The sequence below is a fragment of the Sphaerisporangium sp. NPDC049457 genome (assembly GCF_055586705.1).
In genome coordinates, this window is record NZ_JBVJHR010000026.1 from 1 (window position 1) to 24,659 (window position 24,659).

General features: G+C 69.7%; 18 protein-coding genes. 11 read left to right on the plus strand and 7 right to left on the minus strand.

Annotated features, from left to right (window positions below):
* The first annotated feature begins 333 nt into the window (after positions 1-333).
* Both ACZ6QO_RS32995 and mgrA read left to right on the plus strand, forming a co-directional pair.
* On the plus strand, positions 334-2,418 hold the full coding sequence (locus ACZ6QO_RS32995; RefSeq protein WP_465856569.1) for a S9 family peptidase: 2,085 nt from the start codon (positions 334-336) through the stop codon (positions 2,416-2,418).
* Positions 2,415-3,422 carry an L-glyceraldehyde 3-phosphate reductase gene (gene mgrA, locus ACZ6QO_RS33000; protein WP_465856571.1) on the plus strand — a complete coding sequence of 336 codons (1,008 nt, stop codon included), beginning with the start codon at positions 2,415-2,417 and terminating at the stop codon, positions 3,420-3,422. The genes ACZ6QO_RS32995 and mgrA overlap by 4 nt, the downstream gene beginning before the upstream one ends.
* A gap of 134 nt (positions 3,423-3,556) precedes the next feature.
* On the opposite strand, the gene ACZ6QO_RS33005 is transcribed toward mgrA, so the two are convergent.
* On the minus strand, positions 3,557-6,145 hold the full coding sequence (locus tag ACZ6QO_RS33005; RefSeq protein WP_465856573.1) for a lysylphosphatidylglycerol synthase transmembrane domain-containing protein: 2,589 nt from the start codon (positions 6,143-6,145) through the stop codon (positions 3,557-3,559).
* Positions 6,146-6,487: 342 nt separating this feature from the next.
* Between ACZ6QO_RS33005 and ACZ6QO_RS33010 the strand changes: the two genes are divergently transcribed.
* Positions 6,488-8,503, plus strand: coding sequence for a molybdopterin-containing oxidoreductase family protein (locus ACZ6QO_RS33010; protein ID WP_465856575.1), 2,016 nt, complete (start codon positions 6,488-6,490; stop codon positions 8,501-8,503).
* 120 nt (positions 8,504-8,623) lie between these two features.
* On the opposite strand, the gene ACZ6QO_RS33015 is transcribed toward ACZ6QO_RS33010, so the two are convergent.
* On the minus strand, positions 8,624-9,073 hold the full coding sequence (locus ACZ6QO_RS33015) for a GNAT family N-acetyltransferase (RefSeq protein ID WP_465856577.1): 450 nt from the start codon (positions 9,071-9,073) through the stop codon (positions 8,624-8,626).
* 117 nt (positions 9,074-9,190) lie between these two features.
* On the opposite strand from ACZ6QO_RS33015, the gene ACZ6QO_RS33020 reads away from it, so the two are divergent.
* From ACZ6QO_RS33020 to ACZ6QO_RS33045, 6 genes are all read left to right on the plus strand, one after another.
* Positions 9,191-9,643 carry a hypothetical protein gene (locus ACZ6QO_RS33020; RefSeq protein WP_465856579.1) on the plus strand — a complete coding sequence of 151 codons (453 nt, stop codon included), beginning with the start codon at positions 9,191-9,193 and terminating at the stop codon, positions 9,641-9,643.
* A gap of 341 nt (positions 9,644-9,984) precedes the next feature.
* Positions 9,985-10,536 carry an RNA polymerase sigma factor gene (locus tag ACZ6QO_RS33025; RefSeq protein WP_465856581.1) on the plus strand — a complete coding sequence of 184 codons (552 nt, stop codon included), beginning with the start codon at positions 9,985-9,987 and terminating at the stop codon, positions 10,534-10,536.
* A complete protein-coding gene (locus tag ACZ6QO_RS33030; protein ID WP_465856583.1) occupies positions 10,533-11,378 on the plus strand; it encodes a hypothetical protein in 846 nt (281 codons plus the stop codon). Before ACZ6QO_RS33025 ends, ACZ6QO_RS33030 begins: the two co-directional genes overlap by 4 nt.
* A gap of 286 nt (positions 11,379-11,664) precedes the next feature.
* On the plus strand, positions 11,665-13,020 hold the full coding sequence (locus ACZ6QO_RS33035) for a hypothetical protein (protein ID WP_465856585.1): 1,356 nt from the start codon (positions 11,665-11,667) through the stop codon (positions 13,018-13,020).
* Positions 13,021-13,146: 126 nt separating this feature from the next.
* The gene (locus ACZ6QO_RS33040) at positions 13,147-14,970 is read left to right on the plus strand and encodes an acyl-CoA dehydrogenase (RefSeq protein ID WP_465856587.1); all 1,824 of its coding nucleotides are present in this window, start codon (positions 13,147-13,149) and stop codon (positions 14,968-14,970) included.
* Between the two features lie 265 nt (positions 14,971-15,235).
* On the plus strand, positions 15,236-15,463 hold the full coding sequence (locus ACZ6QO_RS33045; protein WP_465856589.1) for a DUF6458 family protein: 228 nt from the start codon (positions 15,236-15,238) through the stop codon (positions 15,461-15,463).
* Between the two features lie 86 nt (positions 15,464-15,549).
* Here the strand turns inward: ACZ6QO_RS33045 and ACZ6QO_RS33050 are convergent, their stop codons facing one another.
* From ACZ6QO_RS33050 to pdhA, 4 genes are all read right to left on the minus strand, one after another.
* Positions 15,550-15,843 (minus strand): Dabb family protein, encoded by a 294-nt coding sequence (locus tag ACZ6QO_RS33050; protein WP_465856591.1) that lies wholly within the window; start codon positions 15,841-15,843, stop codon positions 15,550-15,552.
* Between the two features lie 152 nt (positions 15,844-15,995).
* Positions 15,996-17,507, minus strand: coding sequence for a dihydrolipoamide acetyltransferase family protein (locus tag ACZ6QO_RS33055; RefSeq protein WP_465856593.1), 1,512 nt, complete (start codon positions 17,505-17,507; stop codon positions 15,996-15,998).
* A gap of 12 nt (positions 17,508-17,519) precedes the next feature.
* Positions 17,520-18,494: an alpha-ketoacid dehydrogenase subunit beta gene (locus ACZ6QO_RS33060; RefSeq protein ID WP_465856594.1), complete on the minus strand. Its 975-nt coding sequence runs from the start codon at positions 18,492-18,494 to the stop codon at positions 17,520-17,522.
* Complete coding sequence (gene pdhA / locus ACZ6QO_RS33065) at positions 18,491-19,588, minus strand: pyruvate dehydrogenase (acetyl-transferring) E1 component subunit alpha (RefSeq protein WP_465856796.1); 1,098 nt, start codon at positions 19,586-19,588, stop codon at positions 18,491-18,493. Before pdhA ends, ACZ6QO_RS33060 begins: the two co-directional genes overlap by 4 nt.
* Positions 19,589-19,953: 365 nt before the next feature.
* Between pdhA and purS the strand changes: the two genes are divergently transcribed.
* Both purS and ACZ6QO_RS33075 read left to right on the plus strand, forming a co-directional pair.
* Complete coding sequence (gene purS, locus ACZ6QO_RS33070) at positions 19,954-20,202, plus strand: phosphoribosylformylglycinamidine synthase subunit PurS (RefSeq protein ID WP_465856596.1); 249 nt, start codon at positions 19,954-19,956, stop codon at positions 20,200-20,202.
* A 221-nt stretch (positions 20,203-20,423) separates the two neighbouring features.
* Positions 20,424-20,813 carry an ATP-binding protein gene (locus ACZ6QO_RS33075; RefSeq protein WP_465856798.1) on the plus strand — a complete coding sequence of 130 codons (390 nt, stop codon included), beginning with the start codon at positions 20,424-20,426 and terminating at the stop codon, positions 20,811-20,813.
* A gap of 47 nt (positions 20,814-20,860) precedes the next feature.
* On the opposite strand, the gene ACZ6QO_RS33080 is transcribed toward ACZ6QO_RS33075, so the two are convergent.
* Positions 20,861-24,649 (minus strand): AAA family ATPase, encoded by a 3,789-nt coding sequence (locus tag ACZ6QO_RS33080; protein WP_465856598.1) that lies wholly within the window; start codon positions 24,647-24,649, stop codon positions 20,861-20,863.
* Between the last annotated feature and the right edge of the window lie 10 nt (positions 24,650-24,659).

Sequence of the window (24,659 nt, forward strand, 5' to 3'; positions counted from 1 at the left end):
GATCAGAGCCAAATCGCGGTGTTACCCGCACTTGACTTCCAACCACCCGAACCATCTAGCATTCAGGCCGCCCCGTCTCCAGGGCAACCCCTCTAACTTACCCGATCGGATCGAGCGGTGCAAACCGCCCGGTCAGACCGGTGAAGTTCGTGGGGTACCGGCCGCCACGTGCACGCGCCCACGCCGAGCCGCTGTGCGGTGGTGTGGGGTTGTGCCGGGCGATGCCGACGACTGAAAGATTAGCAGCCTTCGGGAGTGTCGGCGCACACTTCGCCGTCATGGACACGCGTCAGGCCAGTGGGCCGGACGAGACCGCGCCATAGACTCGGCGACGTGAGCAGCGACATGCCTCCCGTGGCGAAGAAGGTCCCGGCCGAACGCACTCATCACGGCGACACCGTGATCGACGAGTACGCATGGATGGCCAACAAAGAAGATCCCGACACGGTCGCCTACCTCGAGGCTGAGAACGCCTTCACCAAGGCCAGCACCGAGCACCTGCGCGACCTGCAGGACCAGATCTTCCAGGAGATCAAGGGCCGCACCCTTGAGACCGATCTGTCGGTCCCCACGCGCAAGGGCGGCTGGTGGTACTACTCCCGCACCGCGGAGGGCAAGCAGTACGGGATCCAGTGCCGGCTCGAGGCCACCGGCGACACGCCTCCCGAGCTCAAGCCGGGCGAGCCGCTCCCGGGTGAGCAGGTGATCCTCGACGGCAACGAGCTGGCCGGCGACAGCCCGTTCTTCGCCGTCGGCACCTCGGCCATCTCCCCGGACGGCACCGTGCTCGCGTACTCCACCGACTTCAGCGGCAACGAGCGCTTCACCCTGCGCTTCAAGCGGCTCGAGTCCGGCGAGATGCTGGGTGACGAGATCCCGGGCATCTTCTACGGGGGCGCCTGGTCCGCGGACGGCTCGGCGTTCTTCTACACGACCATCGACGAGGCGTGGCGGCCGTACCGCGTGTACCGGCACATCCTCGGCACGCGCGCCGAGGACGACGTGCTCGTCTATGAGGAGGCCGACGAGCGGTTCTGGGTCGGCGTCGGCCTCACCCGCAGCGAGCGCTACCTCGTACTGAGCGCCGGGAGCAAGATCACCAGCGAGGTCCGCGTCCTGGACGCCGAGTACCCCACCGGGGAGTTCAGGGTCGTCCGCCCTCGCAAGACCGGTGTGGAGTACTCCATCGACCACGCGGGGGACCACTTCCTCATCCTGCACAACGAGGACGCGCAGAACTTCGAGATCGCGAGCGCGCCGGTGGACGACCCGGCCGCGTGGACGCCGTTCATCCCGCACCGCGACGACACCCGGCTGCTCGACGTCGACGCGTTCAGCGACCACACGGTCGTGCACTTCCGCCGCGACGGCCTCACCGGCATCCGGGTGCTGCCCGCGGACGGCGATCCGTACGAGATCTCCTTCCCCGAGCCGATCCACTCCGCCGAGCCGGCCGGGAACCCCGAGTTCCACACCAAGCGGCTGCGCCTGGCCTACACCTCGATGGTCACGCCCCCCTCGGTGTACGACTACGACCTCACCGAGCACCAGCTGATCCTGCTGAAGCGCCGTCCGGTGCTGGGCGGGTACGAGCCGGGCGACTACGAGCAGTTCCGGGGATGGGCGACCGCCGACGACGGCACGCGCATTCCGATCTCGATCGTCATGAAGAAGGGCACCGAGCGCCCCGCCCCCACCGTGCTGTACGGATACGGCAGTTACGAGACCTCGATCGACCCCTCGTTCTCCGTGGCGCGGCTCAGCCTGCTCGACCGCGGCATCGTCTTCGCGATCGCGCATGTCCGGGGCGGCGGCGAGATGGGCCGCAAGTGGTACGAGCACGGCAAGCTGGCCCAGAAGAAGAACACCTTCAGCGACTTCGTGGCCGCGGCGCGGCATCTGAAGAAGTCCGGCTGGTCGAGCGACATCATCGCCAGGGGCGGTTCGGCCGGCGGCCTGCTGATGGGGGCGGTGGCCAACCTCGCCCCTGAGGTGTTCGCCGGCGTCGTGGCGGAGGTGCCGTTCGTCGACGCCCTGAACACGATCCTCGACCCGTCGCTGCCGCTCACCGTCATCGAATGGGACGAGTGGGGCGACCCGCTGCACAACGCCGACGTCTACGAGTACATGAAGTCGTACACCCCTTACGAGAACATCGACGACCGGGTGTACCCTCCCATACTTGCGTTGACCAGCCTCAATGACACCCGTGTGCTCTACCACGAGCCGGCGAAGTGGATCGCCAGGCTCCGCGCCACCGCGAAGGGCGGGCCGTTCCTGCTCAAGACCGAGATGGGCGCCGGCCACGGCGGTCGAAGCGGACGGTACGACGCATGGCGCGAGGAGGCCTTCACCCTTTCGTGGATCATCGACCGGGCCGCCTCGCGGAAGCTCGAAGAGACAGGGGAGACGCAGTGACCTATTCGGCGACCAGCGACCGCTACGAACGCCAGCCGTACAACCGGTCGGGCAAGAGCGGCCTGAAGCTTCCCGCGGTCTCGCTCGGCCTGTGGCACAACTTCGGCGACGACAAGCCGTTCGACACCCAGAGGGCGACGCTGCGCAGAGCCTTCGACCTGGGCGTGACCCACTTCGACCTCGCCAACAACTACGGCCCGCCGTACGGCTCGGCCGAGGCCAACTTCGGGCACATCTTCGCCCAGGACTTCCGGCCGTACCGCGACGAGCTGATCATCTCCACCAAGGCGGGGTACGACATGTGGCCCGGCCCCTACGGCGAGTGGGGCTCGCGCAAGTACATGCTGGCCAGCCTCGACCAGTCGCTGTCACGCATGGGGCTCGACTACGTCGACATCTTCTACAGCCACCGCCCCGATCCCGAAACCCCGCTGGAAGAGACGATGGGGGCGCTGGACACGGCCGTGCGATCGGGGCGCGCCCTGTACGCGGGCATCTCCAACTACACGGCCGAGCAGACCAGGGAGGCGGCCCGCATCCTGCGGGAGATGGGCACCCCGCTGCTCATCCATCAGCCGCGCTACTCCATGCTGGACCGCTGGATCGAGCAGGACCTGCTGGACACCCTGGAGGCCGAGGGCGTGGGCTGCATCCCGTTCTCGCCGCTGGCGCAGGGCATGCTGACCGACAGGTACCTGCAGGGCGTCCCTGAGGGGTCGCGCGCCTCGCAGGAGCGGTTCCTGCGGCCGAGCCAGCTCACCGACGACCTGCTCCGGCGGGTCCGCGCCCTGAACGACATCGCGGCGGGCCGCGGCCAGTCGCTCGCCCAGATGGCGCTGGCGTGGGCGCTGCGCGACCAGCGGGTGACGTCGGTGCTGATCGGCGCGAGCGGCGTCCGGCAGCTTGAGGACAACGTCGCGGCCGTCGACCGCCTGGACTTCTCCGCCGAGGAGCTCGCGGCGATCGAGAAGGAGATCCCCCAGCCGGGAGAGCGCATCATCTGACCCGCGGTACCCGACACCCGACAGGCCCGGCCCCGGCACAGGGGACCGGGCCTGTTCCATATGCCGGATCCCCATGTCGGATCCCAGGTGGGACCCGCGGTCCCCATGTGGGACCCGCGGTCACGAGCCGGTGGTCACAGGCCGTCGTGCCGCTGGAGCCAGGCGAAGGACGCCCACCCCGGCAGCACCGGCAGCCAGAAGGTGAGCAGCCGGTAGAGCAGTACGGCGGACGTCGCCACCGTGGGCGGCAGCCCGGACAGCGTCAGGCCGACGTAGAGCGCCCCCTCGACCGCCCCGAGCCCGCCGGGCGTGGGGGCGGCGGAGCCGATGGCCGTGCCGGCCAGCACGACGATGGCCACGGCCGCGAAGCTCAGCGAACCGCCGAAGGCCCGCACGCAGGCGGCGAGACAGATGATGAACGTGAGCGTCAGCAGCAGCGTGCCGCTCAGTCCTTCCACGATCTTGCGCGGCGACTGGAGCACGTCCAGCAGGCGGGGCATGACTCCGGAGAACAGCGACCGGATGCGCCCGGTGATCAGGCGCCGCAGCGGCGGCACGGCGAGGACGATCAGCACGAGCACGGCGCCGGACAGCAAGGCGATGACCAGCCCGCGCGAGGGGCTGACCGACGGCGCGGCCTTGATGCCGGTGAGGTAGCCGAACAGCAGGAGCAGCAGGATGTGGCAGCCGAGCCCCACGAGCTGGGAGGCGCCCACGCTGGCCACGGCGAGGCCGGGCGCGATGCCGCGCTTCTGCAGGAAGCGCGAGTTGATGGCCACCGCGCCGACGGCGGCGGGCGCGACGAGCTTGACGAACGAGGCGGCGAACTGGGCGAGCACCGTCTGCCCGAGAGGGAGTTTCTCGGGGACGAAGCCGCGCACCATGAGCGCGGCCGCGACGTAGCTCAGGCCGGCCGCGGCCAGCGCGACCCCGCCCCAGCCCCACTCGGCCGTGGTGATCACCTCGGTGAGGTTGACCCGGCTGAGCTGCGAGAGCAGGAAGTACGCGGCCAGCGCGCTCGCGATGATCGTGACGAGCGTGCGCGGCTGGAAGCGCTCCAGGCGCACCTCCTCGACCTCCACCTGGGGGGTGAGGGCGAGGATGTGCTCGCGCAGCGCGGGCAGCAGGCCCTTGTTCCTGCCGACCTGGGCGCGCGTGCTGCGGGTGAGGGCGATGCGCTGGAGCAGCGGCAGCGCCCCGGCGAGCGCCCGCTTGGGGATGACCTGGGCGGCGCACATGACCGAGCGCTCTGGCCCGACCCGCAGCGCGAGGTAGGTGAGCAACTGGGTGACGTCCAGGCGCAGCAGCAGGTCGCCGGCCGCGATCTCGCCGCTGCGGGCGTCGGTCAGCACCACCTCGCCGTCGCCGTCGACGTGGATGCTCTCGCCGGTCAGGTGCCGGTGGGCCAGGCGCTGCGCCTGGAGCAGGTCGACCTGCTTCCAGATCCGGACGAGCAGCTCGTCGTCCAGCTCGTCGTCGGGCACGTCGTCGAGCGCGCGGGTGCTGAGGTGCTCGTACGCCAGGAGCGCGGCGTCGGTGCCGATCTCGCTGGTGCCGACCAGTCGCGGGGTGTTCACGCCGGCCGCCTGGGCGGCGTACGCCATCAGCGCCTCGCGTTCGAGCTCGGCGCGCAGCGAGCGGATGGCCCTGCGGCGGGTCTCGGAGCTGAGCCGGATGCCGCGCCACAGGCGGTACACGAGCCCGGCGACCTGCCGGTCGCGGTCGAGGACGGTGATGTCGAACCGGCGCCCGTCGGCCATGGTCACGGCGTAGCGGCGGCTGCCCTGGGCGTCGTCGGCCATGCGCCTGGCCTTGGCGGGGGCGAACCCGAGCCGGCGCAGGGTGGACATGACGGCGCTGCCGGGCGGCCGGGTGTTGGGGCTGCCGACGACGTACAGGGTGGCGTACCCGACGGCCAGGCCGACCAGGTAGGTGACGAAGACGCCGAGCGCGGTGGCGTCCGCGCTGGTGAACAGGGCGAACACGTCGAGGGCGATCGCCATCCACATCATGGCCCGCCAGGTGGGGCGACGGGAGATGCGCACGGCGGTGACGTAGGCGACGACCGAGGTGAGCAGGGTGTTGAGCGGCTCCACGTCGCGGTTGCCGGTGAGCAGGACGCGCAGGTCGCCGGGGCCGGCCACGGCCAGCCACTCGCCGAGGACGAAGGAGACGAGCATGCCGATGATCGCCGCGATCAGGCCCTCGGCCACGCGCAGCCCGTCGCGGTGGAAGACCCGCTCGACGGCGAACGCGGCGGGCACGGCGAGGACGGCGGTGCCGGCGAGGAAGCTGGCGATGCCGATGAGCAGGTCTGGTGCCCTGCTGGTGCCGTCGGTGACGTCGGCCTCGAGGCCGTTGAGCGTCTGCTTGGCGACGAGGGCGAGCAGGACGGCCGCGGCCAGCGCGAGGAGGGTGACGAAGAAGCGCAGGGCGTCGGACGGCCTGCGGATGCGCTGGGGCAGCAGCGGCTCGACGACGGGCACGATCGGCTCGCCAGGGATGGGGCGGGGACCCTTCGCCGTGACCGCGACGGCGATTTCAGGCGCGTCACCCAGCGCGTCATGCGGTGCGTCGTCATCCGGCGCGTCATCCCGTGCGGTGGAGACGCCCGTGGGGTGGCCAGGAGTGCGCGGGCCGTTCGGTGTCATGGAGGACCCGGCGACGGAGATGCTCTCCTCCGCCGCCTCCTCTGCCTCGTCGCGCTCCCTGATGTCGGTCACCGCTGGCGTCTGCGCACGTCTCGGGGCATATGATCTTTCCCTAGGGTCTGTTCACCTGCTGAAGGGCAGAAGCTCACCGGCGTTCGGGCGACCCCGTCGGCTCACGCCTCGGCGTCGTCGGCGAACCGGTGCACCCCGGCCATTCGCTGACACTCTACGGCGCGTCCGGCCGTGGGGGATCAGTCACATGGGGCGTCCTCAATGGTGACGGTAGGAGGGCCCTTCGCGCATCGCCCGTAAGTATGGGCTGATCGCACTACCTGGGGCGGATGTCAGGTTCGTACCAATACCCTCACCCCCGGGTACCTCCCCGTCTTGCAGTCTCTATGTACCGTTCTGTCCATGAGTCGTGAGCTGAATGTCCTTGGCGCGTGCCCCCTCGACTGCCCCGACACCTGCTCGTGGGTCGTGACGGTGAAGGACGGCGAAGCGGTGCGCCTGCGCGGCAACCACGACCAGCCGTACACGCGCGGCGCGCTGTGCGTGAAGGTCAACCGCTATCTGGAGCACGCCAAGGCGGACGACCGGATCCTCCACCCGATGCGCCGGGTCGGGCCGAAGGGGTCGGGGCGCTTCGAGCGCATCAGCTGGGACGAGGCGCTGGACGAGATCGCGGAGCGGCTCACCTCGATCATCGACGAGTACGGCGGCGAGGCGATCTGGCCGTACCAGGGCACCGGGACGCTCGGGTACATCCAGGGCGAGACGGGCCAGGCCGGGCGGCGGCTCTGGAACGCGCTGGGGGCGTCGTACCACGACCTGAACATCTGCTCCAGGGCCGGCAACCTCGGGCTCGCGCGGACGAACGGGACGCCGGGCGGCATGGACCCGGAGTCGTTCGCCCACTCCAGGCTGATCCTGCTGTGGGGGACGAACACGCTGACCAGCGGCCATCACCTGTGGAAGTTCATCCAGCAGGCGCGGGCGGCGGGCGCGCACGTGGTGACGATCGACCCGATCAGGACGCGCACCGCGGACCAGGCCGACGAGCACCTGGCGATCCGGCCGGGCACCGACGCCGCGCTCGCGCTCGCGTTGCTGCACGTCGTGCTCGACGAGGGCGCCGAGGACCGGGAGTTCCTGGAGAACCACACGCACGGCTGGCCGGACTTCGAACGAGAGATCCAGAAATATCCGCCCAGGGTGGCGGCCGAGATCACCGGCATCCCCGAGAAGGACATCCGCGCGCTCGGCGTACGGCTCGCGCACACCCGGCCGACCGGCATCCGGGCCACGATGGGCATCCAACGCCACCAGGGCGGCGGCACCGCCATGCGGACGATCGCCGCCATCCCGGGCGTGACCGGCGACTGGCGGCACCTGGGCGGCGGCGTCGCCTACTCCACCAGCGGGCACGTCCCCATCCAGGCCGACGTCCGCCCCGACCTGCTCCCCGGACCGGTCAGGACGCTGACGATGACCCGGCTCGCCGAGGGGCTGGAGGACACCGCCCACCCGGTGAAGTGCCTGTGGGTCTACGCCGCCAACCCGATGGGCAGCACCTCCGACCAGAACCGCGTGCGCGCGGGCCTGTCGCGCGAAGACCTGTTCACGGTGGTGATGGAGCAGTTCCCGACCGACACCGTCGACTACGCCGACATCGTCCTGCCGGCGACCATGCAGATCGAGCACTTCGACCTGCACGCCGGGTACGGCCACATGTACCTGATGTGGAACGAGCCCGCGGTGGCCCCGCCCGGCGAGTGCCTGTCGACGACCGAGACCTTCCGCCGGCTGGGCCGCCGCCTGGGGCTGACCGAGCCCTCCTTGTACGACTCCGACCTTGAGATCGCCGAGCAACTGCTGTCGGGCGGCCATCCAGCGCTGGAGGGGATCACCGTCGAGCGGCTCCGCCGGGACGGATGGGCCCGCCTGAACTACCCCGACCCGTTCCTGCCGTTCACTGACGGTTTCCCGACCGCCTCGGGGAAGCTGGAGTTCCCGCCTGAGGGCGAGGGGTACGTCGCGCCCCTGTCGGCGGTCACCGACGGGCCGTACAAGCTGGCGATGGTCACCCCGGCGGCGCACACCTTCCTCAACACGGTGTTCGGCAACAACCCGGAGCTGGCGCGCCGCGCCGGCACCCCGGAGATCCTGGTCAACGGCAAGGACGCCGCCGAGCGCGGGCTGAGCGACGGGCAGCGCGTACGGGTGTTCAACGGCAACGGCGAGATGACGCTTGAGCTGCGCGTCAGCGACCGGGTGGCCCAAGGGGTCGTCGCGACCACCAAGGGCAACTGGCCCAAGCTCAGCCCGGGCGGGGTCAACGTGAACGTCCTGGTCGACGAGCGGGACGCCGACATGGGCAGGGGCGCCGTCTACCACGACAACCTCGTGGAGATCGCTCCACTGCCCTGACGCCGCGCGGCCCCGGCGTCCGCGCGGGCTTTGGCGTCCGGACGGCTCCTCGCGTCCGCGCGGCTCTTGGCGTCCCGACGGGCCCTGTCCTGGGACGGGCGGGCCGTGCGACGCCGCCGGTCACAGGGCGAGTTTGAAACCCACGTGGGAGTCGACGAAGCCGAGCGAGGTGTAGAAGCGGTGGGCGTCGGCGCGGGCCTTGTCGCTGGTGAGCTGCACCATCCGGCAGCCGCGGTCGCGAGCCCGGTCGACGGCCCAAAGGATCATCGCGCGGCCGAGGCCCTGGCCGCGCATGGCCGCGCCCACCCTGACGGCCTCGATCAGCGCTCGCTCCGCGCCCCTACGGGACAGTCCCGGGATGTAGGTGATCTGCATGGTGCCCGCCACCTGGCCGCCGGTCTCGGCGACGATCAGCTCCTGCCGCGGGTCGGCGTCGATGGCCTGGAAAGCGTCGAGGTAGACCTCGTCCGACGGATCGCCCTCCCGCGTCGCCGCGATCGGGTCGTCGGCGAGCATCGCCACGATCAAGGGGACATCTGCCTGGCGAGCGGCACGAAAGATCACAGACATGGCCACAGGGTATCGAATCTCCCGAAACCATCACATAAGTGGTCGCAGGCGGTGTCAGGGGCGGTTCAGGGTTCGTCCCCGATGTGCCCGGGCGGCCGCGCGGGGCAATCTGTGAACATGAACGAACTGACTCGACGCGACGAGATGTCGCTCGCCGGCGCGGCCCTGCGGGGCGCGCCGTGGAAGGCCGCGGCGATCACCGGTGGTGCGAGCGCGGCGATCAGCTTTCTCATGGGGGTCATCTTCCCCGGCCCCGCCGACCTGACGTGGGCCCTGTGCCTCGGCATCAACCTGTTCAGCGTGGTCGCGGCCATCGGCGCGGTCGGCAAGCCGAACGTCGGCGACCGGGTGACCCGGCAGGCCAGGCTCTGGTCGCTGCGGCACCCGTGGCGGTTCGCGCTCTACCCCGGCATCGCGGCGGCCGTGCTGATGTACCCGGTGCAGCTCGTCTTCGACCAGGAGGGCGTGTTCGGCGCCGCCTGGGACGCGCTGTGGGGCGGCGCCCTCGTCTATCTGATCGCGGCCGTGGGCACCATGTCGCTCAGGGGAAGAGCCCAGTCGGCCCGCTGACCCGCTTTCCGCATCCGCCTCAGCCTCCTCTCACCTCGGACTCCGTCCACCCCGGAGCCCGTTCCGCCTCAGCCCCCGTCTGTCCCCGGAGCCCGTTCCACCACGGACTCCGTCCCACCTCGAAGCCTGTTCCACCACGGAGCTCGTTCCAGAACCGCCTCATATCCCGGGCCGTCACTCAGTGGCGGCCCGTTCGGCGTTGTCGGCGCGCGGATGCCCACCAGACGCATTTCTCTTCTCCACATTGGGTGAAACGTTTGCCGATAGCCGGACATGTGTGGTGACGAGTGGCTCCTCCGGCTTGGCCCAGAGGAGCAGCCCCCATCGGGAAGGACGGCGACGTGGGACCACCCGATCCCAGGCAGCGCTTCGAGGAGATCTACATGGCGCACTACGCGGACCTCCTCGGGTACGTCCGGCGGCGCACCCAGTCCCCCGACGACGCCGCCGACGCGCTCTCGGAGACCTTCACCACCGCCTGGCGCCGGGTGGGCGACATCCCCGAAGGCGAGCAGGCGCGACTTTGGCTGTACGGGGTCGCGCGGCTCGTCCTCGCCAACCAGCGCCGCGGCGAACTGCGGCGCACCGCGCTGGCCACGCGCCTGCGCGACGAGCTGGCCACCTGGGAGCAGGACGAGCCGTACCGGGACGTCGGCACGATCCGCGAGGTGTTCCGCCGGCTCAGCCCGGACGACAGAGAACTGCTCTCGCTGGTGAGCTGGGAAGGGCTGGACACCGCGCAGATCGCCACGGTGCTGGGCTGCTCGCGCGGTGCCGTGCGCCTGCGCCTGCACCGCGCCCGCAAACGGCTCGCCCGAGAGCTGGACGCCGCGGACCTCGACCTGGTCGCGTACGGCCCGCGCGCGGTCGCGCTGCTGAAGGGGCAATCATGAACGGCCACATCGACCGGCTCGTCGCCTCCATCGCCCCCGACCCCGGCCCCGGGATGACCCCGGGCGCACGGGAGTTGCTGAACGAGATCACGTCCGGCGCGGCGTACGAGCCGGACGCCAGGGCCGGGGCGCCGGTGCGAGGACGCCCGGGGTGGCATCGCCGCCTGCGCGTGCTCGCGCCCCTGGCCGCCGCGATCGTGCTGGCGAGCTGGTTCCTGCCGGACGCGGCCGGTCTCGGACCCCGGCCCGCCTCCGCCGCGCTGGAGATCACGCGGCAGGAGGGCGACTACATCATCACGGTGAAGGACCTGTTCGCCGACCCGAAGCGCTATGAGAGGGAGTTCAGGGCCGTTCATCTGAACATCAGGCTGGTGCTGGAACCCGTCACCCCGAGCATGGAAGGGGTGATCATGACCTTCAGCAACGAGATCACCGCCCTGGAAACCCCGGGCTGCGGCTTCCCGCGTCGCTCGCGTGAGTGCCAGATCGGGCTCAAGGTGCCGGTCGGCTACAAGGGCAGGGCGAGCATCCTGCTCGGTCGCCGGGCACGCCCTGGGGAGCAGTACAAGGGGAGATCGACGCTGGCCGCCGACGGCGAGCCGCTCCACTGCGTTCCGTTCGCCAACGAGCGCGTCCAGGCCGTCGTGCGGATGCTCAAGGAGCGGGGGGTGCCGCACGTGGAGTTCGCGACCTATCACGGCCTGGTCCCGTCGGCGCCGGACTGGTGGCACGTCCACGACGGCGTGATGAGCAAGCCGGGTACGGCGCTGCTGCTGGTCGACGCGGCTCCGCATCCGAACCCGGCGATCACCGTGGAGAACTACTGCCCCGATGGTTCCTGATCGACGGTCGCCCACCGGGGTGGCCGCCTTTGGCTCGCCACCTCACCAGGGCCGGGCGGCGGGTGGCATGAGCGCCTGGAACCTCCAGATCTGACCTGACTCCCACCGCCGCCGGGCACGGCCATGCCCGCGATCGCCTACTCACCGTGCATGAAACGACACGAGATGTCGTCGGCATGCCCGAAAACGAAGCGGACCCGCGATGCCACCTCTCTCCCGTACAGCACCCTCCGCAGTCCTCCGCCGAACCCGGCACACCTTCCGCGCGCACCGATGCTTCACCGTCGTGCTGGGGCTCGCGGCGGTGTTGCGGGGAGTGACGATGCTCGGGTATCGGCCGGCGCAGTTGTACTGGTATGACTCGTTCAGCTACCTGGACGTGGCGTCGCATCCGCGGCCGTCGCTGGGATTTCACCCGAGCGGGTATCCGTTGCTGCTGTGGCTGCTGCGGCCGTTCCACAGCGTGGCCCTGGTGGCCGGCGTCCAGCACGCGATGGGGCTCGGCATCGGGGTGCTGATCTACGCGGTGCTGCGCCGGCGGGGGCTGCCCGCCTGGGGGGCGTGCCTGGCCGCCGCGCCCGGATTGTTCGACGCGTCGTTCCTGCGTCTGGAGCACGCCGTGCTGTCGGACACCCTGTTCATCTTCCTCGTCGTCGCGGCACTGGCCGTGCTCGGGTGGTCGCCGAGGCCGACCGTGCGGGCCTGCGCGGCGGCCGGGGCGCTGCTGGCCATGGCCGCGCTGACCAGGACGATCGCCCTTCCTCTGCTCGTCCTCGTCCTGTTGTACCTGGCCGTGCGGCGGGCCGGCGTGCGCCGTCTGGCCGCCGCGGCGCTGGCGGGAGCACTGCCGCTGGTCGCGTACGCGGGCTGGAACGCCCAGGTCAACGGGAGGTTCGCGCTGACCGGCGGGGACGGGGTGGTGCTGTGGGCGCGCACCATGACCTTCGCCGACTGCGCGGTGATCAGGCCGCCCGCCGCCGAGCGGGGCCTGTGCCCCAACGGGGCACGCCAGGACGCGGCCTCGGAGTACGTGTGGGACCCCGCGGCCTCGCTCAACCGGCTGCCGGGCGGGCGGGACGGTAACAACGACCTGGCGCGCTCCTTCGCCCTGCGGGCCATCATGGCGCAGCCGCTGGACTACCTCGCCGACGTGGCGCGGGACACCGCGCTGACCTTCGCCTGGACGCCGGTGCGGCATCCGGCGCGGGTCACGCCGGCCTTCGGCTTCGCGCGGGGCGAGTGGGCGCTGCCGGACCAGCCGCTGGTGGCGAAGGTCCGTCAGGAGTACGACCCGGCCATCCGGGGGCTGCGCTCGGCCGAGCCGTGGGCGGGGGCGCTGGTGGCCTATCAGTACCCGGCGTACGTGCGCGGCCCGGTGATCGCGTTGCTCCTCCTGGTCGGCGGTCTGGGCGCGATCATCGGACGGCGGCGCGCGGCGCTGCCGTGGGCGGCGGCCGTCTTCCTGCTGACCGGCCCGGTGGCGGTGCTCGACTTCGACCACCGGTACGTGCTCCCCGTGATCCCGGTGGCCTGTCTCGCGGCCGCGCTGGGCGCGGACGACCTGGTCCGGGCCGTGCGCCGACGACGGGGGACGCGCTCGCGGGTTCGTGGGGCGAATGTCCGGATGGCGCAGGTCAGGTGATGCGCGCAGTAGGTGAGGTATCGCGTGTTCGCCGGTTTTCTAGGGGTTACTCGCGGGTAGCATATGCGGTAAGGTTACTCACCAGTAGGACACCGCCCGTATGCCTTGACGAGGGGACGCGCTGCCATGGGCCACTACAAGAGCAACGTTCGCGACCTTGAATTCAACCTGTTCGAGGTGCTCGGCCGTCGCGAGATCCTTGGCACCGGGCGGTTCGCCGAGGTGGACGAGGACACCGTGCGCACCGTGATCGCCGAGGTGGAGCGGCTGTCCACCGGCGTGCTCGCCGACTCGTTCGAGGAGGGCGACCGCACTCCGCCGGTCTTCGACCCCGCCACCAACACGGTGACGATGCCTCCGCGCTTCAAGAAGTCCTTCGAGACCTTCCGGGACGCGGGCTGGACCAATCTCGACCTGCCGGAGGAGCTCGGCGGCCCCGGTCTGCCGCGCAGCGTGAGCTGGGCGGTGGCCGACCTGATCCTGGGCTCCAACCCGGCCATCTGGATGTACTCGAGCGGCCCCGCCTTCGCCCACGTGCTGCACACCATCGGCACCGAGGAGCAGAAGCGGTTCGCCATGCTGGCCATCGAGCGGCAGTGGGGCGCCACGATGGTGCTGACCGAGCCGGACGCCGGCTCCGACGTCGGCGCCGGACGCGCCAAGGCCGTCCAGCAGCCCGACGGCACCTGGCACATCGAGGGCGTCAAGCGCTTCATCACCAGCGCCGAGCACGACATGGCGGAGAACATCTTCCACCTGGTGCTGGCCCGGCCCGAGGGCGCGGGTCCCGGCACCAAGGGCCTGTCGATGTTCCTGGTGCCCAAGTACCACGTGGACATCGAGACCGGCGAGCTCGGCGAGCGCAACGGCGTGTACGTGACCAACGTCGAGCACAAGATGGGCCTGAAGGTCTCCACGACGTGTGAGCTGACCTTCGGCGAGAAGCACCCGGCCGTCGGCACCCTGATCGGCGGCGTGCACGAGGGCATCAAGCAGATGTTCATGATCATCGAGCACGCGCGCATGATGGTCGGCACCAAGGCGATCGCCACCCTGTCCACCGGTTACCTGAACGCGCTGGAGTACGCCAAGCAGCGGGTGCAGGGCGCCGACATGACCAGGATGGCCGACAAGACCGCTCCGCGCGTGACCATCACCCACCACCCGGACGTCCGCCGCGAGCTCATGACGCAGAAGTCCTACGCCGAGGGACTGCGCGCGCTGGTGCTGTACACGGCGACCTTCCAGGACGCGGTCCAGATCGCCGAGTTCGAGGGAACCGCGAACCCCGCGGCCGAGGCGATGAACGACCTGCTGCTCCCCCTGGTCAAGGGCGTCGGCTCCGAGCGCTCGTACGAGATGCTGGCCCGGTCCCTGCAGACGCTGGGCGGCTCGGGGTATCTGCAGGACTACCCGATCGAGCAGTACATCCGGGACGCCAAGATCGACTCGCTGTACGAGGGCACCACGGCCATCCAGGGCCTGGACCTGTTCTTCCGCAAGGTCCTGCGCAACCAGGGTGCCGCGCTCGGCGCGCTGCTGGCCGAGGTCAGGGAGTTCGCCGCCTCCGAGGCCGGCAACGGCAGGCTCAAGGAGGAGCGCAAGCTGCTCGACGAGGCCGCCGGCGAGGTCAAGACGATGGCCGACACCATGGCCGGATGGGCGATCGGGTCGCTGGAGAACCCGAAGGAGGTCTACAAGGCAGGCCTCAACACCACCAGGTTCCTGCTGGCCCTGGGCGACCTGGTCATCGCCTGGCTGCTCCTGCGGCAGGCCGAGGTGGCGCTCAAGGCCCTCGGCGCCTCCGACCGCGACAAGGCGTTCTACACCGGCAAGGTGGCCGCCGCGTGCTTCTTCGCCCAGACCGTGCTGCCCCGCCTGGCCGCTGAGCGCCGGACGCTCGCCGCGACCGACCAGAGCCTGATGGAGCTCCCCGAAGAGGCCTTCTGACCCGGGGCCGGTGCCAGGCCGACGGCAGGTCGCGGACCGTCGGGCCGACGCGTCCTGGGCACACCGGCCGACGGGTTCCGGGCCACGATCAGCGGGTCACGGCGTGCCGTTGACGGCTCGCGCGGGCCCGCAGGGGCGGCGATCGCCCGGCGGGCGCGGGGAATTCGTGCTGGAAGGGTGCTGAGATCGGTAGTGTTACCGCGCGCGGCTGGGTATTAACCTGCCGCGTAGCGCTCTTTACCGAACACGAGTCCCGGAGGTCTGGATGGGCATCGGGGTCAGTATCTTCTTTCTGACCATCGGGGCGATTCTGAAGTTCGCGATCGAGCCCGACGTGCTCGGCAGCGCCGTCCACATCGACATCATCGGCGTGATCTTCATGATCGTCGGCGTCGTGGGGCTGCTGCTGAGCTTCTTCCTCATGTCACGCCGCGTCGAGATCTCCGAGACCGAGGTCCCGCAGCACCGCGAGAACCACCCGCCCACCATCTGACCTTCGGGCGCGGCCCCCGAGCACGCCCTCTCTCGCGACGCCGTACGGCCGCCTCCGGGCCGTACGGCACCGTTGAGATGCTGTGCTCAGATGCTGTACTGCACCGCGGCCCTGCCGGCGAGGATCGGCCTGATGACGTCGGCGATGACCGCCCGGTGCACCGGGTGGTCGCGGTACACCAGGTAGTCCTCGACCGAGTCGAAGTCGGCCACGACGGCGAACTCGTGGTTCCCCGGGTTGATGCCCGCGTCCCTGCCGACCTCGTAGCGGCGGATCTCCGGGATCGCCGCCGGCAGTTCCTTCAGCCCGGCCTCCACCTCGGCCTTCTGCTCCTCGGTGGCGCCCGCGACCCAGGTGAACATCACGACGTGCCGGAACATGATCTCTCCTTCAGCGATGGCAGACCGCCAGCGTACGGCCCGGCCCCGCCCGGTACGCGCGCGGGCCGCCACGACAGCGGCACGCGCGCGGCCACGGCCGCCCTCCGGAAGCGGGGGGACCTCCGGAGGGGGACCATCGGTCCAGGTTCGGGTCAGTTCCAGGCGAGCATGCGGAGGGGGTCCTGGAGCATCGCGCCCACGTCGCGCAGGACGTAGGAGCCGATCTCGCCGTCCACGACGCGGTGGTCGAAGGACAGCGCGAGCGTGGTGACCTTGCGAGGGACGATCTGGCCGTCCACGACCCACGGCAGGTCGCGCACCTGGCCGAACGCCAGGATCGCCGCCTCGCCGGGGTTGAGGATGGGCGTGCCCGCGTCCACGCCGAACACCCCCACGTTGGTGATGGTGATCGTGCCGCCGGTCAGGTCGGCGGGGGTGCACCGTCCCGACCGGGCCTTCTCGGTGAGCTCGCCGAGCGCGCCGGCCAGTTCCGGCAGGCCCATGGCCTGCGCCTCCTTGACGTTCGGCACGATGAGCCCGCGCTGCGTGGCCGCGGCGATGCCGAGGTTCACGTAGCGCTTCACCACGATCTCCTCCCCCGTCCAGGTGCAGTTGATCAGCGGGTACCGCCGGACGGCCGTGAGCAGCGCCTTGGCGACCAGCAGCAGCGGCGAGACCCTGACCTCGGCGAAGTCGGGCATCTCGCGCAGCCGCCGCACGGCGTCCATGGTGGCGGTGACGTCGACCTGGAGCCACTCGGTCACGTGCGGAGCGGTGAAGGCCGAGGCGACCATGGCGGCCGCCGTGGCCTTGCGCACGCCCTTGATCGGGATGCGCTCCTCGCGTTCGGCCGGAGCCGGGCCGGCGTACGCGGACGGTGCGACGCCCGGCGCCGCCGCGGCGGGCACGGCGCCCTCGGCGGCGGCGTGCACGTCGTCCCGGGTGATGGAGCCGTTCGGGCCGGTGCCGGTGAGCGCGGCGAGGTCCACGCCGAGGTCCCTGGCCAGCTTGCGCACCGGAGGCTTGGCCAGCACGGCCACCCCGCCCGACGCCCGCACGGCCTGCGCGGACTGTGCCGCCTGTGCGGGCTGTGCGGCGGCGGGCTGGACCGCGGTGGGCCGGGGTTGATCGGGCTGCGCCGGAGCGTGCGGGCCAGAGGTCGCCGACGCGGCGCCCGGGGATGGGGTGGTGGTCTTGCGGGGACGGCGGGAGGTGGCGCCCGGCTTGACGCCGTATCCGACCAGCACCGGCTGGCGGGCCGGGGTTCCGCCGGCGCCGGCGGGCGGGCCGGGGACCATGTCGTCGGCCAGCGCCGCCGCGCGCGGCACCGGACCGCCCTCGGCGGGGGCCGCGGGGGTTCCGGGTCCGGAGACGGCGGGGGCGCCGGTGCCCGCGGCGGCTCCGGCGGAGGGCGCGGGGCCGCCCTCGCCGTCGTCCACCGCGATGATCGGGCGGCCGACGTCGACCGTCTCGCCCTCGGCGGCCATGAGGGAGCTGACCACGCCCTCGAAGGGGCAGGGCAGCTCGACGACGGCCTTGGCCGTCTCGATCTCCACGATCGTCTGGTTGATCTCGACCTTGTCGCCGGCGGCGACGTGCCACTTGACGATCTCGGCCTCGGTCAGGCCTTCACCCACGTCGGGGAGCTTGAACTCGCGAAGCACGGTGAGCCCCTCCTAGAAGGCGAAGGTACGGTCGACGGCGTCCAGCACCCGGTCCAGGTCGGGCAGGTAGTCGTCCTCCAGCCGGGACGGCGGGTAGGGCGTCGAGAAGCCGCCGACGCGCAGCACGGGCGCCTCCAGGTTGTAGAAGCACGCCTCGGTCACCCGCGCGGCCAGCTCGGCGCCGAGACCGGAGAAGACCGGCGCCTCGTGGGCCACCACGCAGCGGCCGGTGCGCCGCACCGACTCGAAGATCAGGCCGGTGTCCAGGGGGTTGAGCGAGCGCAGGTCGATGACCTCCAGCGAGCGGCCCTCCTCCTCGACGGCCGCGGCGGCCTCCAGGCAGGTCTTCAGCATCGGGCCGTAGGCCAGCACGGTCACGTCGGCGCCCGGGCGCACGATCTGGGCGCGGTCGAACGGCAGCGGCTCCGCGTCCCGGTCGACGTCGGCCTTGTCCCAGTAGCGGCGCTTGGGCTCGAAGAAGATGACCGGGTCGTCGCACCTGATGGCCTGCTGGATCATGTGGTAGCCGTCCACCGGGTTGGAGCAGGACACCACTCGCAGTCCGCCGGTGTGGGTGAAGTACGCCTCCGGCGACTCGCTGTGGTGTTCCACCGCGCCGATGCCGCCGCCGCAGGGGATGCGCACGACGATCGGCAGGCTGATCTTGCCGAGCGAGCGGAGCGGCATCTTGGCGAGCTGGGTGATGATCTGGTCGGCGGCGGGGAAGACGAACCCGTCGAACTGGATCTCGCACACCGGGCGGTAGCCGCGCAGCGCGAGGCCGATGGCGGTGCCGACGATGCCGGACTCCGCGAGCGGGGTGTCGATGACGCGGCTCTCGCCGAAGTCCTTCTGCAGCCCGTCGGTCACGCGGAACACCCCGCCGAGCTTGCCGACGTCCTCGCCCATGATGAGGACCTTGGGGTCGTCCTCCATGGCGGTGCGCAGACCTTCGTTGATCGCCTTGGCGAGCGTCAGCGTGGTCATCGCTCGCCTCCCTCGAAGCTCGCCAGGTACGCGGCGTACTGCTCGCGCTCCTCGGCCAGCAGTGCGTGCGGCTCTCTGTACACGTGCTCGAAGATCTCCAGCGGGTGGGGGTCGGGCATCTCCAGGCAGCGCTTGCGCACGTCCCGGCCGAGGTCGGCGGCCTCGGCGTCGATGGAGTCGAAGAAGTCCTGGTCGGCGAACTGGTTCTTGAACAGGTACGCCTTGACGCGCTCGATGGGGTCCTTGAGCTTCCACGCCTCGAGCTCCCCTGCCACGCGGTAGCGCGTCGGGTCGTCGGAGGTGGTGTGGGCGCCCATGCGGTAGGTGAACGCCTCGATCAGCATGGGGCCCTGGCCCTCGCGGGCGTTCTTCAGCGCCTGCCGGGTGACGGCGAGGCAGGCGAAGACGTCGTTGCCGTCCACGCGGATGCCGGGGAAGCCGAACCCGCTGGCCCGGCGGTACAGGGGGATGCGCGACTGCTTCTCCAGCGGCTCGGAGATGGCCCACTGGTTGTTCTGGCAGAAGAACACGACCGGAGCGTTGAACACCGAGGCCCAGATGAACGACTCGTTGACGTCGCCCTGGGAGGTGGCCCCGTCGCCGAAGTAGACGATCGTCGCGGCGTCGGCGCCGTCGCGCTGGATGCCCATCGCGTAGCCGACGGCGTGCAGAGTCTGGCTGCCGATGACGATCGTGTAGAGGTGGAAGTTGTGCTCGGCGGGGTCCCAGCCTCCGTGGTTGACGCCGCGGAAGAGCCCCAGCAGGTTCACAGGGTCGACCCCGCGGCACCAGGCGACCCCGTGCTCGCGGTAGGTCGGGAAGGCCATGTCCGCGTCGGTCAGGGCGCGCCCCGATCCGATCTGGGCGGCCTCCTGGCCCAGCAGCGAGGCCCAGATGCCGAGTTCGCCCTGCCGCTGGAGTGCCACGGCCTCCATGTCGACGCGCCGCACCAGGACGAGGTCGCGGTAGAGGCCGCGCACCTCCTCGGGCGTCAGGTCGATGTCATAAAGGGGATGCTCGACGCGCTCACCCTCGGGGGTGAGAAGCTGGACGAGCTCGGGGGGTGCCTCGGCACCACCAGAGGCGTCGGATATCACGTGCCGCTCCTGTGCGCTCAGGGCCGTGCCGATGGGATCGCCACCGAGGTTCCGGCCAGTTGACCCGCGTTCATACCTACTGGTGGTGGTACGAGCGCGTTTGGGGACATGGTGGCAGACATCACAGGCCATTGCGCAAGACCGGCCACCCCGTCTTCCACACTTCTCCCGTTCCCGATGCGCCCTGTCGCACACCCTGTCGCACACCCTTCGGCCCCCCAGTGTGCAGGCAGGGGTCCCCTGTGCGCGGCACCGGGGCGGGGACCGGCGACGGGGCCGCCACCGTTAGGCTGGTGCCGCCGGACCAGGCCGGACCAGGCCGGACCCGCAGCGGGGGCTGGCGACACGAACGGGAGGAACACGTGGCACGCGTCATCGTCGACGTCATGCTCAAGCCGGAGATCCTCGATCCGCAGGGGCAGGCGATCGCCCGGGCGCTCCCGCGGCTCGGCTTCTCGGGCGTCACCGAGGTACGGCAGGGCAAGAGGTTCGAGGTCGAGCTCGACGGGCCGGCCGACGAGGCGGCGCTGGCGCAGGTCCGCAAGATGGCCGAGACCCTTCTCGCCAACACCGTCATCGAGGACTACTCTGTGCGGGTCGAGGCGGAGTAAGTTCCCTCCTCCGGTCCCAACGACGTACCAGATCACGCAAAAGGGAAATTCGGTCGGATCAGAAAGCAAGCGTCTGACCAACACTAAATAACAACAGCGTGATTCTGCGGTTAGCCCTGATTCTCCGGGGAACCTCCCCCACGTGGCTTTCGGCGTCGCGGAGGAGTCCGGTGGATATTGAGTTCTCGTTGGCCTTGCCGCGGGATGCCATGGGCATCCCGATGGTCCGGCGGGTTCTGGGTGACACCCTTCGCTGCATCGGCGTGACGGAGTCCTGCGTGTCCGACGTGCTCCTTGCCACCTCCGAGGCGTGCGCGAACGCCGTACGGCACGGCGGGCCGTCCAAGCGCTACGCGGTGACCGCCGCCATCGGCCAGGGCCGCTGCGAGCTCCGCGTCGTCGACAACGGCCTCGGGCTCGGAGCCATCCCCCGGCAGTACCCCTCGGGCGACGCCGAGCACGGGCGCGGCATCCTCATCATGCAGTCGGTCGTCGACGAGATCTCCTTCTACATCACCCCCGGCAACGGCACCACCGTCTGCCTCCGCAAGGAACTCGACTGGGACGAGGACTGGCTCGCCACCCACGACCGCGAACTAACCTCGGTCTGACCCGGGCCATTCCCTCCCTGCCGGGCGCCGGCTTCCTACGACCCGCCTTACGTCCGGGCCCCTGGCGGCGTCTTCTTGACCTTCCTCTTGGCGGGCAGGACGGGCGGCACGCCGATCGGGCCGATGGCCTTTCTCGCCAGCTCCGTCCAATGCGGCACGTCCACGCCATCCAGGTTGTCCGATGTGAGGATGAGTGAGCCTTGCGGTCCGCCGCCCATCTCATGGAGAAGCACCCCGCCTTGCTCATACCAGAGCGCTTTGCGCTCCCAGGACTCCCGGTACGTAGGGCTCTCGATCATGCCCAGATGTTCCCAGTAGAGCGTTCGCCCGTCCGGAACGCGGATCGTGAAGTCCGGCCGGTAAGTCTTCCCGTTCAGCGTAAGCGGAGTCTCATAGCTCCAGTAGCCGGGAACCAGCTCGTCAAGGATCTCAGCGATGATCACCTCGTTCTTACTGCGAACCAGGGTGCCGTTTCCCGTGAGATGGATGAGCCTTGAATCCAGTGTGCCGGCTGGAGACCCGTCCGGAAAGAAGACCGGCTTCGGGGCCGGCAGGAAGAACAGGTCGGTCAGCCGGCGGGCCGTTTCCGAGCTGGTCGAGACGGTGAGCTCCAGCAACTCGTCGATCGAGCGCTCATGCAGGAGGACCACCTGATCCTGCTGCCTGGTGAGCGCGGTATAGAGCATCTCCCTGGACAGCCTGCGAGCTGAGCCGGGAAGCATGACGAAGACCTTCTTGAATTCCGAGCCCTGCGACTTGTGAATCGTGATCGCCCATGCCAGCTCCAGCGTCGGGTCATCTTCATCGTCTCCCCGATAGCTGTATGTCGTGCCGACCTGGGATGAGAACTCGATGTGCGTCCATCTCGGCTTGCCGCCGGGCTTGGTGATCTGGCCGACGACCACGCCGATCTCACCGTTCGCCACATAGTCCAGGCCAGTCCCCTTCGGGTAGGCGTCACGGTTGCCGTTGCGATTGTTCAGCACCTTGTCGCCGAGCACGATCTGCTCACTCCCAATGGGGCGAGGCGTGGTGCGCAGTCGGTCGGACTTCGACGCGGCATCGAGCGCCTGTTGCCGATGTGCGCGCTTCAGGTGCCGGTTGATCTCCACGGTGCCCCAACCGTGACCACGGGTGGGCGACAGAATCTGCCACTCCTCGCAACGTGCGGCGGCTCCGTCCTTGCCTTTGGGGAACTGGACCCATTGTCCGGCTTCCTTGCCCCCGTAGGAGATGTCGAAGCGAGCGGAGGCGGCCGGCCCGGTGACGCCCAGCCCGTCAGCGAGAGCGCGGTCCACGACTTCCAAGGGACGTACGCCATTCCAGGCAAGAGATGCCAGGCGGTCCATCTCCACGCCGGTGCGCAGCCGCTCCCAGACCTCCTCGAACCCCTGCGGAACCTCGTCCCCGGAAAACCACGCCGCGAGCATCAGATCATCGCGAATCTGCCCCTTCTGCCGACGCAGTTCGGTCAGCTCGGCATATCCAGGAGCGACCCGGGGAAATCGGGGAACGTCGGCACCGGCGGTGAGCCGTTGGATCAGATCGACGAAGGGACGGCCCGCGCCGATCGGCGGGAGCTGTCGCGGATCGCCGACCAGGATCAGGCGATCGGGAAGCACGAGAGCGTCGAGCAGAGCGCCGAGTTGGTCCTCCGTGAGCATCGAGGATTCGTCGATCACCACTGTTCCGTACAACGGCGCCTTGCGCGCTTCGCCACCACGAATGAGATATGAGCCGGTCTCGGGGTGGTAACGCTTGTGTTTGGTCAGGAACTGAGCGACAGTATGCGCTTCGAGCCCGACCTTGTTCTGAAGCTGCACCCGCGCCTTGCCTGTCGGCGCCAGCAGCAGCACTCCCTTGCCTCTGACCTCCTCGCGGATGACCAGCGCCTTGATGAGCGTGGTCTTGCCAGTACCCGCCCGGCCGTTGAGCACGCTCAACGGAGCCGCGTACAGCTCGGCCAGGGCGGCCTTCTTCTCGTTCCGCGCTCGCTGCTCGGTCTCGGCGTCGGAGTCGCTCTCCGCCTCATAAGAGCCGAGCACCTGGTCCAACTCATCCGCCAGTCCGGACGGAACCGCGATGCGGGGTCGGCCCATCTGGTAATCGACCGCCTGTCTGATCACGTACGCGGTCGTCTCCAGCCGTGTGAGCTTGAAAGCCGGTGTTCCGTCATCGAGTCTCGTACCGGTCACCGGCGGCCAGGCTGGGGAGTCCACGTCGTACTGGAGCAGGTCTGGGTGGAACTCGTACGCTCGGAGAAGCTCCTCGGAGATCGGACAGGGCTCGGGCAGCCGCCGTGCCTCGATCCTCTCGATGACATGCGCCAGTGTGACCAGGGTGTCACCAGTGGCGGCGGCCTCCTCAAGCACCGCAACCAAGAGTGCTTGCACCCGCCGGGAGTCCCCGCCGTCGCTCATCGTGCTCGGATCTGCGAGGGGAAAGCGCGTGCGAATGGCGGCCCGCGGAAAACAACCGCGGTCGATCACATCGAAGGGCACCGGCACCTGCTCGCCGACTGTGCAGACATACGCCAAATAGGGGTCGGCGAGGAGCTCATCGTGATCCAGATCGATCTTGGTCGTGGACCGGAAAAGCGCGGAAGCCTGATCGGTCGTGAGCTGGAAGCGCGAAAGCAGCCGCAGGACGGCGACTTGCTCCTCGCTGAACGTCCGCCAAGCTCGGCGATGAGGCTCCGATATCTGCTTGCTCACCTCCTCGGGGTAGCGATCTGGGTGGGCGATGGCGTCGGTCAGCACGTCCCAGGGATCAACGTGCTCGGGAGTGTGCCGCGCGATGGCCCGGGCGAGTACCTTGCTGTGCTTGAACTTCAAGGCGCCGAGGACCGCGCCGAGGCCGGGAGCGGGGCCTCGCATGCGCCAGAGCTCGCCGATGCGATCGTCCAGCCACGTCAGGGACGATTCCGGTACGTCGATTCCGAGCTTCTCGCATCGCCGGGCCGCGGCGTACAGCTGCTCCAGCGCGGCGATCGCGGTGTCGTGCGAGACGTGCTCGGTGACGTAGGAGAATTCACGTCCTCCGGTTGCCGGCGCCCATGCCAGAGCCTCTACCACGTCCTCCCCTCGTGCGTCCCGTTCGGCCATTTCCGCCACCGGCAGCAGGATGCCTCCGCTGCCATCGGGCCGGAGGGAGTGCAGAACGGTCGTCTCCCACATGTGGTTCGGAAAGGCGGTCCTCCCCTCCGTCTTCCACGGTCCGGGCAGTTGGATCTCTGTGATCCGCGCGGCGCCGACCAGTAGGGGGCCGCCGGCGCGGGCTTCATCGAAGGGCGAGTGCTTGACGTAGAAGAAGACCAGCGACTCCAGCGGGCTGACGTCGTCGAAGAACCGCTTGATCACTGCCTGCTGGTTGTCGCCGTGGATGATCCACGACGGCCTGAATCCCAGCGCCTCGTCGACCCTCTCCTCCAGTTCGTCGTCATAGTCGACGTCGAACTCACTCAGAACGTCGACGATGCCCTTGCGCAGGAGCCAGTAATACGGGATCGCATGAGCGCCATAGGCGGGAACCGTCAAGGGAGTCGGCTGGATCCGCCCCTTCAACGCCGCAGAGCGGCGGTAAGGGTGCTCGCTGACCAGTCGGTAAGGGTGAGGGCTGAGGAAGGTGCCGCGCTCGCCCACACAGGCGATCTGGGACGCGTCAACTTCGCTCAGCGGCTTACCCGCGTTCGCGACCTCGTAGTCGTCCTGCCGGCGCTCGCCCACGTTCCCGAGCAGAATGCACGAGGCGTTCCCCAGCGGATCCCGGCATACCCTGCCGGACCAGCCAGAGTCATGCCAAGGGACGCGAATCGAAAGGTGGACGGTGCTGCTCATCGCATGCGCC

Coding starts and splice junctions, on each gene's coding strand:
- ACZ6QO_RS33010 (WP_465856575.1), top strand. CDS start 6,488: ATGAGTCGTGAGCTGAATGTCCTTGGCGCGTGCCCCCTCGACTGCCCC.
- ACZ6QO_RS33015 (WP_465856577.1), bottom strand. CDS start 9,073: ATGTCTGTGATCTTTCGTGCCGCTCGCCAGGCAGATGTCCCCTTGATC.
- ACZ6QO_RS33020 (WP_465856579.1), top strand. CDS start 9,191: ATGAACGAACTGACTCGACGCGACGAGATGTCGCTCGCCGGCGCGGCC.
- ACZ6QO_RS33030 (WP_465856583.1), top strand. CDS start 10,533: ATGAACGGCCACATCGACCGGCTCGTCGCCTCCATCGCCCCCGACCCC.
- ACZ6QO_RS33040 (WP_465856587.1), top strand. CDS start 13,147: ATGGGCCACTACAAGAGCAACGTTCGCGACCTTGAATTCAACCTGTTC.
- ACZ6QO_RS33045 (WP_465856589.1), top strand. CDS start 15,236: ATGGGCATCGGGGTCAGTATCTTCTTTCTGACCATCGGGGCGATTCTG.
- ACZ6QO_RS33050 (WP_465856591.1), bottom strand. CDS start 15,843: ATGTTCCGGCACGTCGTGATGTTCACCTGGGTCGCGGGCGCCACCGAG.
- ACZ6QO_RS33060 (WP_465856594.1), bottom strand. CDS start 18,494: ATGACCACGCTGACGCTCGCCAAGGCGATCAACGAAGGTCTGCGCACC.
- ACZ6QO_RS33075 (WP_465856798.1), top strand. CDS start 20,424: ATGGTCCGGCGGGTTCTGGGTGACACCCTTCGCTGCATCGGCGTGACG.
- ACZ6QO_RS33080 (WP_465856598.1), bottom strand. CDS start 24,649: ATGAGCAGCACCGTCCACCTTTCGATTCGCGTCCCTTGGCATGACTCT.